At 59.9% G+C, this 15,861-nt stretch carries 15 protein-coding genes; 5 read left to right on the plus strand and 10 right to left on the minus strand.

Annotated elements, in window-relative coordinates; translation table 11 throughout:
- Window positions 1-5: 5 nt before the first annotated feature.
- Window positions 6-467, plus strand: a complete 462-nt coding sequence (locus AWB64_RS21815) for a GNAT family N-acetyltransferase (RefSeq protein WP_060857555.1) — start codon at window positions 6-8, stop codon at window positions 465-467.
- Window positions 468-519: 52 nt separating this feature from the next.
- Here the strand turns inward: AWB64_RS21815 and AWB64_RS21820 are convergent, their stop codons facing one another.
- From AWB64_RS21820 to AWB64_RS21845, 6 genes are all read right to left on the minus strand, one after another.
- Complete coding sequence (locus tag AWB64_RS21820) at window positions 520-2,322, minus strand: NAD(P)/FAD-dependent oxidoreductase (RefSeq protein WP_060857513.1); 1,803 nt, start codon at window positions 2,320-2,322, stop codon at window positions 520-522.
- Between the two features lie 84 nt (window positions 2,323-2,406).
- Window positions 2,407-3,549, minus strand: coding sequence for a sigma-54-dependent Fis family transcriptional regulator (locus AWB64_RS21825; protein WP_060857514.1), 1,143 nt, complete (start codon window positions 3,547-3,549; stop codon window positions 2,407-2,409).
- A 142-nt stretch (window positions 3,550-3,691) separates the two neighbouring features.
- Window positions 3,692-5,647 carry a sigma-54-dependent Fis family transcriptional regulator gene (locus AWB64_RS21830; protein ID WP_244164147.1) on the minus strand — a complete coding sequence of 652 codons (1,956 nt, stop codon included), beginning with the start codon at window positions 5,645-5,647 and terminating at the stop codon, window positions 3,692-3,694.
- Between the two features lie 102 nt (window positions 5,648-5,749).
- Entirely contained in the window at window positions 5,750-6,142 is a 393-nt protein-coding gene (locus tag AWB64_RS21835) for a DUF779 domain-containing protein (RefSeq protein ID WP_060857515.1), read from the minus strand.
- Window positions 6,143-6,218: 76 nt separating this feature from the next.
- Complete coding sequence (gene adh / locus AWB64_RS21840; RefSeq protein WP_060857516.1) at window positions 6,219-7,739, minus strand: aldehyde dehydrogenase; 1,521 nt, start codon at window positions 7,737-7,739, stop codon at window positions 6,219-6,221.
- Window positions 7,740-7,948: 209 nt separating this feature from the next.
- The gene (locus AWB64_RS21845) at window positions 7,949-9,286 is read right to left on the minus strand and encodes a hypothetical protein (protein ID WP_060857517.1); all 1,338 of its coding nucleotides are present in this window, start codon (window positions 9,284-9,286) and stop codon (window positions 7,949-7,951) included.
- 260 nt (window positions 9,287-9,546) lie between these two features.
- On the opposite strand from AWB64_RS21845, the gene AWB64_RS21850 reads away from it, so the two are divergent.
- Genes AWB64_RS21850 through AWB64_RS21860 form a run of 3 tightly spaced genes read left to right on the plus strand, consistent with a single transcriptional unit; the run spans window position 9,547 to window position 12,461 of the window.
- Window positions 9,547-10,152 carry a lysozyme gene (locus AWB64_RS21850; RefSeq protein WP_244164148.1) on the plus strand — a complete coding sequence of 202 codons (606 nt, stop codon included), beginning with the start codon at window positions 9,547-9,549 and terminating at the stop codon, window positions 10,150-10,152.
- Window positions 10,153-10,181: 29 nt separating this feature from the next.
- Window positions 10,182-11,225: a hypothetical protein gene (locus tag AWB64_RS21855; protein WP_060857519.1), complete on the plus strand. Its 1,044-nt coding sequence runs from the start codon at window positions 10,182-10,184 to the stop codon at window positions 11,223-11,225.
- Between the two features lie 36 nt (window positions 11,226-11,261).
- Window positions 11,262-12,461 (plus strand): T6SS phospholipase effector Tle1-like catalytic domain-containing protein, encoded by a 1,200-nt coding sequence (locus AWB64_RS21860; RefSeq protein ID WP_060857520.1) that lies wholly within the window; start codon window positions 11,262-11,264, stop codon window positions 12,459-12,461.
- Between the two features lie 58 nt (window positions 12,462-12,519).
- Here the strand turns inward: AWB64_RS21860 and AWB64_RS21865 are convergent, their stop codons facing one another.
- The 3 genes from AWB64_RS21865 to AWB64_RS21875 form a co-directional block, all read right to left on the minus strand.
- Window positions 12,520-12,846 (minus strand): DUF4148 domain-containing protein, encoded by a 327-nt coding sequence (locus AWB64_RS21865; RefSeq protein ID WP_060857521.1) that lies wholly within the window; start codon window positions 12,844-12,846, stop codon window positions 12,520-12,522.
- Between the two features lie 471 nt (window positions 12,847-13,317).
- Complete coding sequence (locus AWB64_RS21870; protein WP_060857522.1) at window positions 13,318-14,004, minus strand: TetR/AcrR family transcriptional regulator; 687 nt, start codon at window positions 14,002-14,004, stop codon at window positions 13,318-13,320.
- Window positions 13,997-14,230 carry a hypothetical protein gene (locus AWB64_RS21875; protein WP_060857523.1) on the minus strand — a complete coding sequence of 78 codons (234 nt, stop codon included), beginning with the start codon at window positions 14,228-14,230 and terminating at the stop codon, window positions 13,997-13,999. The genes AWB64_RS21870 and AWB64_RS21875 overlap by 8 nt, the downstream gene beginning before the upstream one ends.
- Before the next feature lie 118 nt (window positions 14,231-14,348).
- On the opposite strand from AWB64_RS21875, the gene AWB64_RS21880 reads away from it, so the two are divergent.
- Window positions 14,349-14,699 (plus strand): response regulator, encoded by a 351-nt coding sequence (locus tag AWB64_RS21880; protein ID WP_060857557.1) that lies wholly within the window; start codon window positions 14,349-14,351, stop codon window positions 14,697-14,699.
- A 14-nt stretch (window positions 14,700-14,713) separates the two neighbouring features.
- On the opposite strand, the gene AWB64_RS21885 is transcribed toward AWB64_RS21880, so the two are convergent.
- Window positions 14,714-15,559 (minus strand): phytanoyl-CoA dioxygenase family protein, encoded by an 846-nt coding sequence (locus tag AWB64_RS21885; protein ID WP_099050584.1) that lies wholly within the window; start codon window positions 15,557-15,559, stop codon window positions 14,714-14,716.
- Window positions 15,560-15,861: the final 302 nt, after the last annotated feature.

Below are 15,861 nucleotides of genomic sequence, written 5' to 3' on the forward strand. Positions count from 1 at the left end.
TGTTCATGACTGGTACCGTACAAATAAGACCGGTCGAGGAAGCCGACTACGCGCCATGGAAGCGTCTCTGGGACGGTTATAACGCGTTCTACGGGCGCACCAAAGACACCGCGCTGCCGCAGGACATCAAGGACTCGACGTGGGCGCGATTTTTCGATGTCAACGAACCCGTGCACGCGTTGGTCGCAGAGCAAGATGGCAAGCTGATCGGCATCGTGCATTTCATCTATCATCGCAGCACGACCCTGCTCGGTCCTATTTGCTATCTGCAGGATTTGTTCACTGCGGAGGCCGCGAGAGGACACGGCGTGGGCCGCAAGCTGATCAACGGGGTGTATGCATGCGCGAAAAGCGCGGGTTCGGAGCGCGTTTATTGGCATACCCACGAAACCAACGCCACGGCAATGCAGCTCTACGACAAGGTCGCCGATAAGCCGGGGTTCATGATGTACCGGCAAGCTCTTTGATGGTTGAATTCGCGCGCGATGCCCGTTCTCCCGCATCGCGCGCGAGCAAACATCACGACAGGTGGTGCACTTCCTGCAAGCCGTACACCGGCGTTTCAATGCCTTCCATGCGCGCCTTCAGTTGCAGCGAAAGATACTGCGAGTAATGCCGCGACTGATGCAGGTTGCCGCCATGAAACCACAACGCCTGTTGCTGCGTGGGTTTCCACATGTTGCGCTGCTCGCCTTCCCACGGTCCCGGATCCTTGGTCGTGTTCGAACCCAGTCCCCACACCTTGCCGACCTTGTCCGCCACTTCGCGCGAGATCAGATCCGCGGCCCAGCCGTTCATCGAACCATAACCGGTTGCGTAGACGACGAGATCCGCCTCGAGCTCGCTGCCGTCGCTGAGCACCACCGAATGCTCCTTCAGCTCGACCACGTCGACACCGCTCTTCAGCTTGATCTTGCCGTCCGCGACAAGATCCGACGCGCCCACGTCGATGTAATAGCCCGAACCGCGCCGCAGGTATTTCATGAACAGGCCCGAGCCATCGTCGCCGAAATCGAGCATGAAGCCTCGCTTCTCCAGGCGCTCGTAGAACTCGGCGTCACGCTTCTTGATGGCGTCGTAGACCGGAATCTGGAACTCATGCAGGATCTTGTACGGAATCGATGCAAACGTCAGATCGGCTTTCATTGTCGTCATGCCGGAGGCCACGGCGCGTTCCGAGTAGAGATCGCCGAGCGCGAGTTCCATCAGCGAATCCGACTTCACAATATGCGTGGACGAACGCTGCACCATGGTCACATCCACGCCGGCTTCCCACAGCGCCGCGCAGATATCGTGCGATGAATTGTTCGCGCCGATCACAACGACCTTCTTCCCCTTGTACGCGTCAGGCCCCGGATGTTGCGACGAGTGATGCTGCTCGCCCTTGAATACATCCATGCCCTTGAACCGGGGCACGTTGGCCTTGCCCGACATGCCAGTGGCGAGCACAAGCTGTTTCGGCCGGAGCGTCACGTTCTCGCCGTTGCGCTCGACTTCCACGATCCACTCGCCGGCCGATTCGTCGTAGCGTGCCGACTTGCACGTTGTCGCCCCCCAGTAGTTCAGCTCCATCACTTTCGTGTACATCTCCAGCCAGTCGCCAATCTTGTCTTTCGGCGAAAACACAGGCCAGTTGTCGGGAAACGGCAGGTACGGCATGTGGTCGTACCAGACCGGATCATGCAGGCACAGCGTCTTGTAGCGGGCCCGCCACGCGTCGCCGGGCTTTTCGTTCTTGTCCACGATGATGGTCGGCACACCCAGTTGGCGCATCCGCGCGCCAAGCGCAATGCCGCCCTGTCCGCCCCCCACGATCAGGCAGTACGGCTGCTTCTCGTAACCCAGCGTTTCCTGTTCAGCCGCACGCTTTTCCGTCCAGCTCGTGCGGTCGGTGCGCGCGCCGTGTTCGGCACCCATCGGCCGCTTCCGACCTTTCGGCTCTTCATGACCCTTGAGTTCGGTCATGGTGGTGAGCAGCGTCCAGATCAGGCCGTCCCTTACGCGGATGAAACCTGTCCCGCGTGCGACGCCAGTTTCGAACGTGATCCAGGCTTGCGTCACACCGTCGGATTCGGTCGCCGTTTCGCCGTCCGCGATTTTCAGCTTCGAGGGCTTGACGGCGTTCAACTGCGCATCGAGCATGGCGGCGATCTGCTCCCGTCCTTCCATGGTCTTGATGTTCCAGGTGAACGCGACAAGGTCGCGCCAGTAGCCGTCGGGTTGGAATAGCGCAGCGGCAGCGCTTGCGTCACCACTTCTCAGCGCGGCTTCGAACGCCTCCAGGATCTGGGAGATAGTCTGGTTCGGATTGGTTTCAGGCATGGTCGCTCCTCCATTAAATATGGATCACTAAACATCGGTTGAATAACGCGGGTTCTTTGCCCGCTGGAAAAGATGCTGTTCAAGCTAGCGCCGGTGAGGCGCTACGATTCCCAACTTCGCAATACGTCTATAAAGCGTCGCCCGCGAAATACCTAACGCTTGCGCGGCAGTGAGCGGCCGCCACTTGGCTTCGGTCATCGCGGCGGTGATGCGGTTGCGCTCCAGCACTTCGTTTTCCGATAACGCCGGCTGCGCCCCCTCCTTTACCTGCGGCGTCGGCGTGCTCGTCGCAGCGCGCGCAACAGGCTGCCTCACGCGTGCATGCAGCGCAGCGCCGGACGCGATCAATCTGAATGAAATGAAGTCGCGCCCTGGACGTGCATCGAGCAGCCGTTCCGCGCGGATATCGAAAAGCTCGCCGACATGGCGCGGCAACTGATTGAGTCCAGGGACGCACTCCTTCGCGCGCCGGTTTGCGGCGACGGCGAAACCGCGTGCGTCGAAGGCGATAAGGATTTCGGGTTGCGCTTCAACATAATGGCGGCTGCGATGCGCAAGCAACACCCAGCACTGCGTGGTCGCATTCAGAAAGAAACCGTCCTCAATCAACACCGCGCTCTGACGCACGATGTGGTTCACGAGCCGCTGGCTTTCGCGCTCTTCCGGCGAGCGCACTGCCGATGCATCCAGCACGCCGATCAACTCTCCCTGCACGCCGAAGATGGGCGACGCACTGCACGTGAGCGTGGTGAACGCCGCGCGAAAATGATCGGTCCTGTGCACGGTGATCGGTTCGGCATCGAGCAGCACCGACGCAACGCCGCACGTGCCCTCTTCGCGTTCGGACCAGCATGAGCCGGGATAAAGCCCCGCGCGCTTGAACTCGTGACGCCGGTCGCGATCGACCCGGTAATCGATCGTGACGCCTTGCGCGTCGGTCAGCATCACACAGTAATCCGCTTCGCGAACAGTCTCGTGCAACCGGGACAAACATTGCCCGGACGCGCGCAGCACGGTTTCCTCGCGCTGCTGGATATTGCGTAATTCGGGGACGGTCAGAATGCGCGGACCCATGGTCGCGCCCGGATCGAGATGATATTGCTCGAGCGACCGCCTGTACGACGAAGCAAGCCTGACCGAATCGGCGTTCGCATCCCGACTGCTCACGCGGCCTTCAATCACGCTGCGTACGCGATCAATATGTCTGGTCTGCGAAACATACGGCATGAAGAGTCTCCGGCGGATTCGGCTATGCGCGAACGTTCACTGAAACATCCTGGCATGGTGACGTTTTATCACGCGTGTTCCGGGAGATCACACCGCAGTGCACCATCCTCGCGAATGAGACGTTTGTCTCAAACGGCGTCGATCAGCGGCGACGTGATTGCCCAAGCGCCGCCATCTTCCGGTACAGCGTATTGCGCGACACACCAAGCATGCGCGCGGCGGCCGATACATTGCCGCCGTGCTTGTCGAGCGCAGCAGAGACGGCGGTCAGTGCAAGATGGTCCAGACGTATGTTCTCTTTCAAGACCGGCTGCAATGCCACGCCTTGATACTCCAGAAAATCTTCCGGAAGATGGTTGAGCCGGATCGTGGTCTCGTCGTCATTGAGCATTGCGCAGGCGGTCTTCAGCACGTTGGCAAGCTGGCGAAAATTTCCCGGCCACGCGTGTTGCGTGAAAGCGTCGAGAACCTCCGGTGAAACCCTGATAGCAGGCCCGTTCGCGCGCTCGGCCCTCAGGATCTTTTCAACCGTCACCGCAAGATCCGTGCGTTGCCGCAGCGGCGGCAAGGTCACGAGCAAACCGTTGATGCGGTAGTAGAGGTCCTCGCGAAACTCGCCGCTGCTCACGCGTTCACGCAAGTTTCGGTTGGTCGCGCAAATCAATGCGAAGTCGACCGGCACGCAACGCGCGCTGCCCAGCGGCGTCACCGTATGGTCCTGCAGTACGCGCAACAAGCGGCTTTGCAGGGCGAGCGGCATATCGCCTATTTCGTCTAGGAACAACGTGCCGCCATCGGCCTGCAGGATCTTGCCGCGCGCGCCTCGCTTCGATGCACCCGTGAACGCGCCCTCTTCGTAACCGAATAATTCGGACTCGATCAATGTATCGGGAATGGACGCGCAATTCACCGCGACGAACGGTCCGTCGCTGCGCGGCGAATCCCTGTGCACCGCGCTCGCGAGTACATCTTTGCCCGTCCCCGTCTCGCCGCCGATCAGGATCGGAATGTTCTTGCCCATGACCTTGCGCACGCGTTCGACGAGCGCCGCCACTTGCGGGTCGCCAGTGAGCAGATAGCGCAGGCCGGACAACCTGGCTTGAGGCTCCGGCGTGCGTTTGCGTGCGGTAACGTCCGTGATCTCGCTTGCGTCCGTGCTGAATGCGACCGGCGTGGAGCGCCTGAAGTCCACGCTCGCGAAAACATTCACGCCGCTTGGCAAGCGCAATGAAATCAGCCGGTCGCTCGGCGTGACCATACCGTGGCGCATGAGATCAACCAGCTCGCCGCAGGAAACATTGAACAGCGATGACAAGCCATGCGCCTTGAGCGACGCAAGCGGCAAGCCAAACTGAAACTGCGCACTGCGATTCGCGGAGAGAAACCGGCCATCGGCCCGAAACGCGGCGATGCCTTCCATCAACGTGCCGATAAACTCGGGACGCCCGTGGAAATGAATGCGCAAGGCCTCGGGAAACGCGCTCGTGAACAAATGGTTCTCGATCATCTGCGCCGACATCTTGGCAAGCGCCATGGTGTGGCGGCTATGGCCGCGGCAATCGCCGGATACGTCGAGCACGCCCAACAACTCGCCGAAAGGATCGAGTATTGGCACGCTGGAGCAGGCGAGGAACTGATTGGCGCGCAGATAATGCTGGTCGCCGAGGATCATGGTGGGCTCGCCGGCGGCTATGGTGGTGCCCACGGCGTTGGTGCCCTGCTGCTGTTCGCTCCACAAGGCGCCCGGACGCAACGCCACGCGATCCGCGCGCGCCAGGAAATCGTCGTCACCCAGCGAATGAAGGATCAAGCCTTGTGAATCGGTCAGCACGACCATGCTGTGCGTATTTGCAATCTGCCCGTAGAGCGTTTCGATCACCGGCAGCGCATGCGTGCACAGCGCGCGGTTCTGTTCGCGCTTGAGCAGCAAGTCGGGTTCGCCGAGCACGCTGTAGTCAGGACGCATGGTTTCCGAGAGGCCGAAACCGCGGGACCTTTCGTGCGATTGCCTGATGACGTCGAGCACTTCGATACGGTTCGAACCGCTCAATCCGCTCAACGCATTTACCCGGCCTGAAGAAAGCGGGTCCATAGCCATTGTCTCCTCCGCCAACGTTCGCGGAGGGAGGCGGTGGCAAGCTCCGTCCGTTGCGTGGTCGATCGAGACAATGTACCACTACCAACGGCGTCTTTCCCGGCTTCAACCTGTTACATGCTCGACCGGATGTTCGTCGAGCCATGCGGATTCGTTGTCGTCGAATAGGCGCGAGCGCGTGAGAAAACGCAGACCGCTTGGGCGTTCCAGCGAAAACATGCCGCCGTTGCCCGGTACGCAATCAATGATCAATTGCGTGTGCTGCCAGTACTCGAATTGCGAATCGCTCATGTAGAACGGCACGCCGCCAATCTCGCCGAGCTTTACGTCGGACGAACCGACCATGAACTCTGCAACTGGAAAGCACATGGGCGCGCTGCCGTCGCAGCAACCGCCAGATTGATGAAACAATATCTGCCCGTGTTCAGCCTTGAGCTTTTCGATCAGTTCGATTGCCGCGGGCGTGGCGGTCACGCGTGAAACTTCATCGTGGCTCATCAGGGTTTCCACTTAAAAGTGCGAGGGGCAAGCCGCGCTGCACATGCGCAAGCGGCTCGCCGTCAGACTACCCGGTTTAGAAGAAGCCGAGCGGTTTGTCGCTATAGCTGACCAGCAGGTTTTTCGTCTGCTGATAGTGGTCGAGCATCATCTTGTGATTCTCGCGGCCAATGCCCGATTGCTTGTAACCGCCGAACGCGGCGTGCGCAGGATAAGCGTGATAGCAATTGGTCCATACACGGCCTGCCTGGATGTCGCGGCCGAATCTGTACGCTCGCGTGCCATCACGTGTCCATACGCCCGCGCCGAGACCGTAGAGCGTGTCGTTGGCAATCTCGAGCGCTTGCGCTTCGTCCTTGAAGGTTGTCACCGACACCACCGGCCCGAAGATTTCCTCCTGGAAAATGCGCATCTTGTTGTGGCCTTTGAAGACGGTCGGCTTGATGTAGTAACCATTCTTCAATTCGCCATCCAGCGCATTGCGCTCTCCACCGATCAGGCATTCGGCGCCCTCCTGTTTGCCGAGATCGATATACGACAGGATTTTTTCGAGCTGTTCCTGCGAGGCTTGCGCGCCGATCATCGTCTTCGAATCAAGCGGATGACCCTGGCTGATCGCGGCCACGCGCTTGAGCGCACGCTCGATGAACTTGTCGTAAATGCTTTCTTCAATCAGCACGCGCGACGGGCAGGTACAGACTTCGCCCTGGTTCAGCGCGAACATGGCGAAGCCTTCGAGCGCCTTGTCGAAGAAACTGTCGTCCGCGTTCATCACGTCGGCAAAGAAAATGTTCGGGCTCTTGCCGCCGAGTTCGAGCGTCACCGGAATCAGGTTCTGGCTTGCGTACTGCATGATCAGGCGGCCAGTCGTGGTCTCGCCGGTGAACGCGATCTTCGAAATGCGCTTGTTCGACGCAAGCGGCTTGCCCGCCTCCAGTCCAAAACCATTGACCACATTCAGCACGCCGGCCGGCAGCAGGTCCTCGATCAATTCAAGCAACACCAGAATGGATGCAGGCGTCTGCTCCGCAGGCTTGAGAACCACGCAATTGCCGGCGGCAAGGGCGGGGGCAAGCTTCCATACCGCCATCAGGATCGGGAAATTCCACGGAATGATCTGGCCGACCACGCCAAGCGGCTCGTGAAAATGATAAGCGACCGTGTCGTTGTCGATCTGCGAAATCGAGCCTTCCTGCGCACGTACGGCGCCGGCGAAATAGCGGAAATGATCGATGGCGAGCGGGATATCCGCAGCCATGGTTTCACGCAGCGGCTTGCCGTTATCGATGGTCTCGGCCACCGCAATGCGCGTCAGGTTCGCCTCCATGCGGTCGGCGATCTTGTTCAGAATGTTGGCGCGCTCCGTGGCCGAGGTCTTGCCCCATGCGATTTTGGCTTTGTGCGCCGCATCAAGCGCCTGCTCGATATCGGCTTCGCGCGAACGGGGAATGGACGTGAACGCTTCGCCTGTGATCGGCGAGATGTTGTCGAAGTATTCACCGCCTACGGGCTCAACCCATTTTCCACCGATGTAATTGCCATACTGCTTTTTGTACGGGAAATCGGTGTTCAGGAACTGCATCTCAGCGTGATTCATGTGCGTGCTCCTCGCGTGTCGGTGAGTGTGACCGTCCCGGCGAACATTGCCCTGGCCGGTGGAAATCTGCACGCGAGATGCATGCCAACGAACCTGAGGCGAATATATACAAGGCGTGCGAGCGTTTGAGCCTATCGCTCCTGTTGTTCCATTGCTCCGTTTCGGAACACTTGCGCCGGACACTGTGATGAAACAGAACACGCTTGCCTTCACTTCGGGTCGCGGCGCCGCTCCTGTATGTTCAAATTGAAGACCCGCGTTGTCAGCGTATCGAGCATGCGGAAAAATCCGTCGGCGGCATAACCGGCAATAAACGCAAGGCCTGAAGCACTGAGCGTCAGCACGCCTGCGCCGGCGCTAATTTGCGTTGCGGTCGCCGACGGGCTGAAGAACAAGCCCACCGCCACGCCCGCCATCAGCCCAAGCGGCACGCGCATCAACGCAAGCGTCTCGTCTCTTGGCGCGAGCAGGTTGTCCGTGATCTTGTTGCCTATATCGCGCAGCAGCGAAGCAATGGTGCCGACCAGCGCAAAGAGGATCGGCAGGACATAGCTTGCATAAGTGGATAAAACCAGTGTGATCGACTGAATAGCTTCCTGGCGCGCCTTGTCCTCGCGCGGCGCCCCAGGACGCGCTGACGGACTTGTCCACTCGCCCCTGCCGACCGCGGTTGGAAACACCAGCATGAGGGCGCTGGAAGGGAAGCTGTTGGCGAACGTCGCGGCATCTGCAATCGACATGTCGTAGCGCGCCTGCATATAAGACCAGTCGTTGCATAGCAGCCGGACCGCGTTGGTCTGGGCATCTATTCCCGATGCATCGCAACGCTCGGGCACCGTCTTGCGGCTCGTGATTATTCTGCCGTCAGCGGAGCCGGCGGCGTTGTCCTTGTCGACTTCCGCGTAGATCTGCTGCGTGATATCCGCCGCGGCCCGGCCGTCCGCCTCGAAGCGTGCCGTGATCTGCACGCCATATGTGACGAGCCACAGCAGCAAAGCGGCAAAGACAGTCACGCATACACCAATCACCGTATTGAATTTATGGATCCAGCGAAACCGGCGAGCGCTTCCAACGAGTCCCGGATAAGCCTCGCGCGCAACCGACGCGCGTGTCTGCGTTTCACGGTCAGGGTCGTGCATCCCCTGGATGGGCCGTTGCTCCTCTACGAAAATATAGGTGTATGCAATGGTCAATCCCGTCGCCGGGTAGGCAAGGCTGTTCAACCGGTCCTTCACATAAAACAGCAAGGTGGCGTCGTAGGCCTTGTCGGTTGAAGGCGATGTTGGCGGATAGCGCAGCTTGCAGACCCACTTGATGGTCTCGAACGCATCAAGCGTGTGATTGCGTTCGGCAACGGCCGGTTTTTCTCCCGGAGGCGGCGTATCCGTCGGCGAGCGCGGGACTTTGCCATCGAGATCCCATATATGCGAATCCGGCCGGCCGGAAATGAAATCGAGCAGCAGATGCACTTCGTTCAGTTCGCGGCGGAAGATGAGTTCGTCGAACGTGCCGGGGTGATGATGGTTGCTCTGGTCCGATGACGTCATCCGTTGCCTCGATTTTTTTTAGGCGGAGCGAATGCCGGGATGAGCCGTTCCGCGTGAAATGTGAGTTCGCGTGCTGTTCATCGAAGACGATTCAAAAGGTCTGCAATTTCAAATTCCGATGAGCCGCGCGGGAGGCGTGGTGAGTTATGTGGCCTGGCGAACGTTGAGAGCGTTTCGCGAATGCTCGTCACAGGTTCCTTTCCAAAAGAGAACCCACTCGTTCGTCCTTCGTATGGCGCGCCAGGATGCATGAGTGTCATGTGCCCGAGGGCCGCTCCGAGCACAGTAAGGAGGACGTCATGACCCCTCGCGCCGTATGCGAAGCCGCTGTAAACCTTGTGAAGCTATATGAAGGCATCCCGGGATTTGGCGATGGCACCGGGACGATCCGTCCATATCTCGACCCGGTGGGCATCTGGACGATCGGCTGGGGCCACGCGATTGAAAGCGGAGGCCATTTTCTGCGCGGCAATGCAGCACTTGCCGAGGTCAAGGCGCTCTACCCCAATGGCATCACTGTCGCGCAAGCACAAACGCTCCTTGAAAGCGACCTCATGCAAGCGGGCGCGGGCGTTCTTGCATCGGTCATCGTCCCGCTCAATGACAATCAGTATGGTGCCCTGACCAGTTTCGCGTTCAACCTCGGCATCGCAAATCTTCGTTCGTCTACCTTGCTGAAACTGCTCAACGCAGGAAACTTTGCCGGCGCCGCGGATCAGTTTCTTCGCTGGTGTCATGCAAACGGCCAGGCGTTGCCAGGACTGCTGAAACGCAGGAACGCCGAACGCAGCCTGTTCCTCGAGCGGGTTTCGCCGCAGCCCGCCATTGTTGCCGTGCCTGAAGCTGGCGCAGCACACGCCATTTGAGCGGCCGCGGCCGCAATGCCGGAGGCTATATGAAGCGACTTTTTCACGGCGCACTGGCGGTGCTTGCATCGATACTGCTCTGCGCCAGCGCACATGCGCAGCCCCAGGCGCCCACGGTCATCCACGGCTCATTGGGCGATGTCATCCGCGTTCCCATCGCGGGGGATTGCCCCGCGTCATCGGTCGTCCGGCAGTACACATTGATCGTCGATGGCGACAACACCGGAATCACCGCGCAGGGATGCGCGGCAGACCCTCGCGCCGTGTCCTTCTTGCTCGGCAGGACAACCGATGCGCCGCCGCCCGAAAATACTGCGGCATGGCATCGGTTGACTGGCTTTCCGTGGCTGGGCAATGGCTCCGCGCTGATGCGCGAGTTGCAGGTGAGTGTCGCGGACGCCGACGGAAAAATTGTCGCCGGCCCCGGCACAACGCTTCTGTTCGAGTGGTCGCGCGGGTGGCGCATTGCGGTGGCCGCTGCCGTGGCTATCGCGACGGTCGCGCTCTTTATCTACCTTGGCGCGAGCACGGCCTTGCTGCGGGACGTGGGCGCCGAAACCACGGTGCTGTTCCAGAACCGCACGTTCAGCCTTGCGCGAACACAGATGGCGTGGTGGACGGCGATTATCGTGGTGTCCTACGTGTTTGAGTGGCTGGCGCTTGGAGGCGTGCCGCCGTTATCGGCGCAGCCGCTGGTTCTGATGGGTATCTACAGCGTGCTGGGTGTCAGCGCACGAGGCGTGGACCTGTCGCGGCGCACGCAATTCCCTTCTACAACTCCGCACTTCTTCAAGGACCTGACGAGCGATGAGAGCGGCGTCGCCGTGCATCGCTTGCAGATGCTTGTGTTTACGATCGTAGTCGGCCTGATGTTTCTTAATCAGGTGTTCACCACCGGCACCATGCCGCACTTCGATATCAATACGCTTTTGCTGCTGGGCATCAGCGGCGCGACTTACATAGGCTTCAAGACAACCGAGGCACAGCCCAAGCTCGATGGCACGGCGGTATCGGGCAGCACTGCGGGCGATGCTCTCAAATCCGGATACTCCACAGGTGACGCCCTGCCCTGATCCCACAAAACCGCTCACTCAACTAGAAGGATCGTCATGCCAAAGAATATAGTGTTCTGCGCCGACGGCACCTGGAACGGACCCAACTCCGGCGAAGACGACGACACGCCCAAGACCACGAACGTATGGAAGCTGTTCCTGAATCTCGCCAGCGATCCCCATTCGGGCGCCGTGGTCTATGCGACCGAACAGGAATCGTCGCTGACCGCCGGCGGTCAATGCCTGCAAGTAGCCAAGTATCTGCACGGCGTGGGCGACTCGAACAATGCCATCATCAAGATGCTCGGCGGGGTTTTCGGCTGGGGGTTGATTGCGCGGATTGTTCGCGGTTATACATTCATCTCGCGAAATTACGAAGAGGGGGATCGCATATTCATTATTGGCTTTAGTCGCGGGTCTTACACCGCGCGGGCGCTTGGCGGACTCATCGTCGACCAGGGCCTGCTCAATGCAAAGACGCTCGATCTGAGCGATCCGCTCGTCGGGTATCGCAATGGCGTTGCCGCGTGGCGTGCGCATCGCGCGAACCGGGCTACAGCCATTTCAAAAACGTGGAATACGTCCGTCGTTTCGCTGTTCCGGGAGGTGACGAGCTTCCTGACGCTCTCCCCGCCCATCGATCCAAAGGACCTTATTTCAGGCATCAAGATTCAGGCTATAGGCGTATGGGACACGGTCGGATCCATGGGCATACCGCTCTACGTGGAGTCAAACGACCAACGCGTCGACGTTTTCCGCTTCGCCGATACGGCGCTGAGTCCCGCCGTGCTGTATGGCTTCCACGCAATCAGCGTGGACGAGCAGCGCGGCGACTTTACGCCAACGCTATGGGACGAACGCGCCAACATCACGCAAGTCCTCTTCCCCGGAGCGCACTCCGACGTCGGCGGCGGTTATCCCTCGGCCAACAACGAGAGCGGTTTGTCCGATGGCGCGCTCGCCTGGATGACCAGCAGCCTGGCCGAAATCGACAATGGCATCATCTTCCAGAACCCCTTCCTGCCGATGTCGCCCAGCGCGCTCGGCGTGGCTCATCAACCGTGGGCGAGCGGCGTGTTCGTTGGCCTTCCACATGGTCCGCGCGACTTTTTGACGTCCTTGCCGCTCGGCGCACATCGCTCGATTCGCGACAGGCTCGCCGGAACATCTGTGCTCGGCGATCCGGTGGGCGCACCCGGCCCTTACGTACCGTCGACGCTCAAGGACTACTTCGCAACGGTCGAGACATGGGCGTGAACCAAAGGGCGCTGTGGAGCGCCAGGCTTAAGAAGCCAGCCTGACGCTCCACACGGCATTATTGGCCTTTGTAGATCGACTGGGTATCGATCGATGCCTGCGGACGTCCCGCCTGCGATGATCCGCTTGACGATGTGCCGTACTCGCTGTCTTGCGGAGTCTGCGCCTGCGCTTGGTTCTTTTCGGCCACGCGTGCAAGCGCGGCTTGCAGGTCCGCAGGATAGGTCGTGTCGCTTGCACTGCCGGTGTACCCCGCGTCGCGAAGCTGGACGAGTTCATTGTTCACTTGCTCGCGGGTGATGGGCCCGTTGTTCTGCTGAGCAAACGAAGTGATCGGCCCGGCCAACACCGATACAATAAGGACTGCATAGATCGACGATTTCATGTTTACCTCCAGAAGGTTGTGTCCTGCGGTTGAGGCTCAGGTTCGCAGGGTGTTTCCCCGGTGTGATAAAAATAGATCGCCGGTGTTACACACGATTAATAAGTTTATTAAATGCCATGTAACGCCGACTCGGACAAGACCCAAGCGGGACCGCGAATTCTTTTTTTCGTAGTACGTGCTTTCGTCACTCAAGCCAACCACATCGACCGGTCCGGTTGATCCGGGAAAGGTTGTTATCGATCGATGGGTCTAGTGTCGCCGGCAAACGCCGTTGCCGAAACCATGCTGAGGAAGGGGCTTGAAGGAGCCCGCCTGAAGGAGGGATTCTTGCCTTCACACCGGCTTCGCGTTCGATGATATGAAAGCCCGCGTCGATAGAACCGAAAGCGCGCAGGTCGTTCACGCCATACCAGCGAAAGCTTCTGAGTTCTTCTGGAGCTTTGCGTCGAGCGCTATTTCAGCGCTCGACGCCTACCCGATCCGCATCTGATCGATGGTCGCCTCGACCAGCGCATCGGCGCTTTCCACCCCTTCAGCCGATAGCGCGATGCCGCTAAGGCGCCCATCAATGAGCAAGGTGGCCAAGCCGTGCACATAAGCCCACGCCGCGGTCATGGCGACCGCGCGCGCGGCGTCCAGCTTCACCGACGCTGAAGTCCGTTCGCTTGCCTGATCGGCGTCGCTTGTGACGTCGGCCAGCGCCAACGCTGACATGCGCCGTGCTTCAACCAGCGACGCCCGCGTGTTGTCGAGCATTTCCCCCCGCGACATGAGCCGGAACAAATCCGGGTTCGCGACGGCAAAACTCACATATCCGCGAGCGATGGCGCGACGCCGTTGCGGCCCCGGCCGCAAGCCGTCCGCGTGCTTCAACATGGTCTCGGTGAGGCGCAGATGGCCGCTGGCCGCGAGTTCGCTCAGGACGCCGGCTGTATCGCCGAAATGGTGCTGCGGCGCTGTGTGCGACACCCCGGCTTCTCGCGCGATGGATCGCAAGCTCAGGCCGCTGATGCCGTCGTTTCGCAGCACGGTTTCAGCCGCCGCGAGCAGCGCACGCGGCAGCGCACCGTGGTGATAGGGTTTTTGCGCAGGCGGCGCGTCGGTACTCTGGGTTTTCTTGGACCTGGAAACCGCTGCGGGTTTTCGGCGTTCATTCATGGCGGCCACGGGCAGGAGAAGTGAGGAGCAGCGTTGAGTGGAGCGAAAGTAAACTTTCCAACGGAAACATGCTCGCGTCGCACGCGCCGATTGTCAACCTTTTTTGGGCGAAATGGGCTGCCTCGCCCGGTTTTGGGGAAATGCAGTAATCGCCGCCGAAGCCATCGCGGTTGTAATAATGACCCGCGCCTGCCGCACACGCGCGCTGGGCAAGCGCCACCGCCATGCGCGATCAACCTGGCACTGTCGTTGCATGGATATGTGCGAACGCGCGATCTCGTTCATTTCACCTGCCTGTCGGACGTCAAATCCAAGCAGCACACCACACAAATGCCGAGGACATCGTGCACATTCTTTTTATCGACGACCATAAAGATTCAGCCGACGCGTTTGGCGAAATTGCCTCGGGCCTGGGACACAAGGTGCAGGTGGCGTACGACGGCCGCGCCGCTCTGGAGTTGACGCAAGCTCAAAGCTTCGACGTGGTTTTCTTCGACATCGAATTGCCCGATGCAGACGGCCGTGAACTCTGCCGGCTGGTGCGCGAAGAGGGCGCGTCACGCGACGCATGCGTGATCGCGGTGACAGGCCGCACCGATCTGCGCGACGACGATCTGGAACCGTTCGACGGCTATCTCCACAAACCGATCAGCGCGGGCGCCCTGGAGCGCGCGCTGAGGTTTTCAGAAGGCTAAAGCTGGTCTTTTCCCTAACGCGTCGCGTTGGTGCGGCCTTCGGCGTTTTTCGCGACCGCAACGGCATCGAGATTTTGCGGATACGGAAAATTCAAGCCGAGCAATTGACGCATGGTCGGGCTGGCGCTCTTGACGAACGCTTCACCGACCATCGCGCGCAGGTCTTCCATTGGCTTGACGAACTTCGGAAGGTACTGGATCAGCACGGCGCTACGATCCTGCACGCTGTGATTGGGCATTGCGCAATGCCATGTCGCGCCGAAAAACACAATCGCATCGCCCGGCTCCGCTTCCATGCGCTCGCAGCGCTCGAAGAAGGCATCGCCGTCACCGGGGTACCGTAGCTCGTGTTGGGTATGCGGCACAAAAGCGGTCGCGCCGGTCTGCGGCGTGAAGGGGTCAAGCGGAATAGTGACTTGCGCGTTGAGCGGGAAGCTCGTGTTGATGCCGACCGGGAACGTGCCCGGCGCATGAAAATCCCAATACGGATAATCGATGTGCGGCTCCTGTCCCGGCCCGTTCGGGAGAATCCGGTTGGCGGCAATCGATCCCATGATGAAGTCATCGCCAAGAAAAAGCCGCATGGCCTCGACAATCGCGGGATGCTCCGCCATTTCTGAAAATACGCTGCCCTTGGCAAGCAGATTCCACACACGGCGCTGTAAATGCAGGCGCTGATCCTGCGCCGCCTGCCCCTGAAAATGCGTAACGGTCTGGGCCCGATCCTGCGAATGCGCCATCACGATACTGCGCGCCTGCGCAACTTGCTCCTTGCTGAACGCGCCTTGTATGCGCACAGCACCCGGGCCGCGCAAGAGCGCTTCCACCACGGCATGAGGCGTCACTGCATCGGCTTGCATGCTTTGCACGGCTGTCTCCCTTCTGCTTTCTGATTTCTGCCTGGAACGCGACACTCCGGCCGCTGATAGAAACAAGCATAGAAGAGCATCATCGCCAATGCAACGATAATTTTACTATTTTACTTGATGGAATTTTTATTCCATTTTCCGATGTTTCTTCTGGATAGCGACGTATTTCCAATGCGCCCGACACCAATTGGAATAGGGCAAAGGCCCTGAGTGTTGTCAGTAAACGAGAGGCGTCGATCAGCCACGTCGAATCTTGACGTCCACCTTCGCCAGCCGCTGACAGACATCGGGAA

Origin of the sequence: Caballeronia sordidicola (genome assembly GCF_001544455.2) — a bacterium.
GTDB lineage: Bacteria > Pseudomonadota > Gammaproteobacteria > Burkholderiales > Burkholderiaceae > Caballeronia > Caballeronia sordidicola.

What these genes read in the sequence shown, in the direction of transcription:
- AWB64_RS21835 (WP_060857515.1), bottom strand. Translation starts at nt 6,142, where the DNA reads ATGAGCCACGATGAAGTTTCACGCGTGACCGCCACGCCCGCGGCAATC.
- AWB64_RS21875 (WP_060857523.1), bottom strand. Translation starts at nt 14,230, where the DNA reads ATGGCGGTGGCGCTTGCCCAGCGCGCGTGTGCGGCAGGCGCGGGTCAT.
- AWB64_RS21885 (WP_099050584.1), bottom strand. Translation starts at nt 15,559, where the DNA reads ATGCAAGCCGATGCAGTGACGCCTCATGCCGTGGTGGAAGCGCTCTTG.
- AWB64_RS21825 (WP_060857514.1), bottom strand. Translation starts at nt 3,549, where the DNA reads ATGCCGTATGTTTCGCAGACCAGACATATTGATCGCGTACGCAGCGTG.
- AWB64_RS21815 (WP_060857555.1), top strand. Translation starts at nt 6, where the DNA reads ATGACTGGTACCGTACAAATAAGACCGGTCGAGGAAGCCGACTACGCG.
- adh (WP_060857516.1), bottom strand. Translation starts at nt 7,739, where the DNA reads ATGAATCACGCTGAGATGCAGTTCCTGAACACCGATTTCCCGTACAAA.
- AWB64_RS21830 (WP_244164147.1), bottom strand. Translation starts at nt 5,647, where the DNA reads ATGGCTATGGACCCGCTTTCTTCAGGCCGGGTAAATGCGTTGAGCGGA.
- AWB64_RS21820 (WP_060857513.1), bottom strand. Translation starts at nt 2,322, where the DNA reads ATGCCTGAAACCAATCCGAACCAGACTATCTCCCAGATCCTGGAGGCG.
- AWB64_RS21860 (WP_060857520.1), top strand. Translation starts at nt 11,262, where the DNA reads ATGCCAAAGAATATAGTGTTCTGCGCCGACGGCACCTGGAACGGACCC.
- AWB64_RS21870 (WP_060857522.1), bottom strand. Translation starts at nt 14,004, where the DNA reads ATGAATGAACGCCGAAAACCCGCAGCGGTTTCCAGGTCCAAGAAAACC.
- AWB64_RS21855 (WP_060857519.1), top strand. Translation starts at nt 10,182, where the DNA reads ATGAAGCGACTTTTTCACGGCGCACTGGCGGTGCTTGCATCGATACTG.
- AWB64_RS21865 (WP_060857521.1), bottom strand. Translation starts at nt 12,846, where the DNA reads ATGAAATCGTCGATCTATGCAGTCCTTATTGTATCGGTGTTGGCCGGG.
- AWB64_RS21845 (WP_060857517.1), bottom strand. Translation starts at nt 9,286, where the DNA reads ATGACGTCATCGGACCAGAGCAACCATCATCACCCCGGCACGTTCGAC.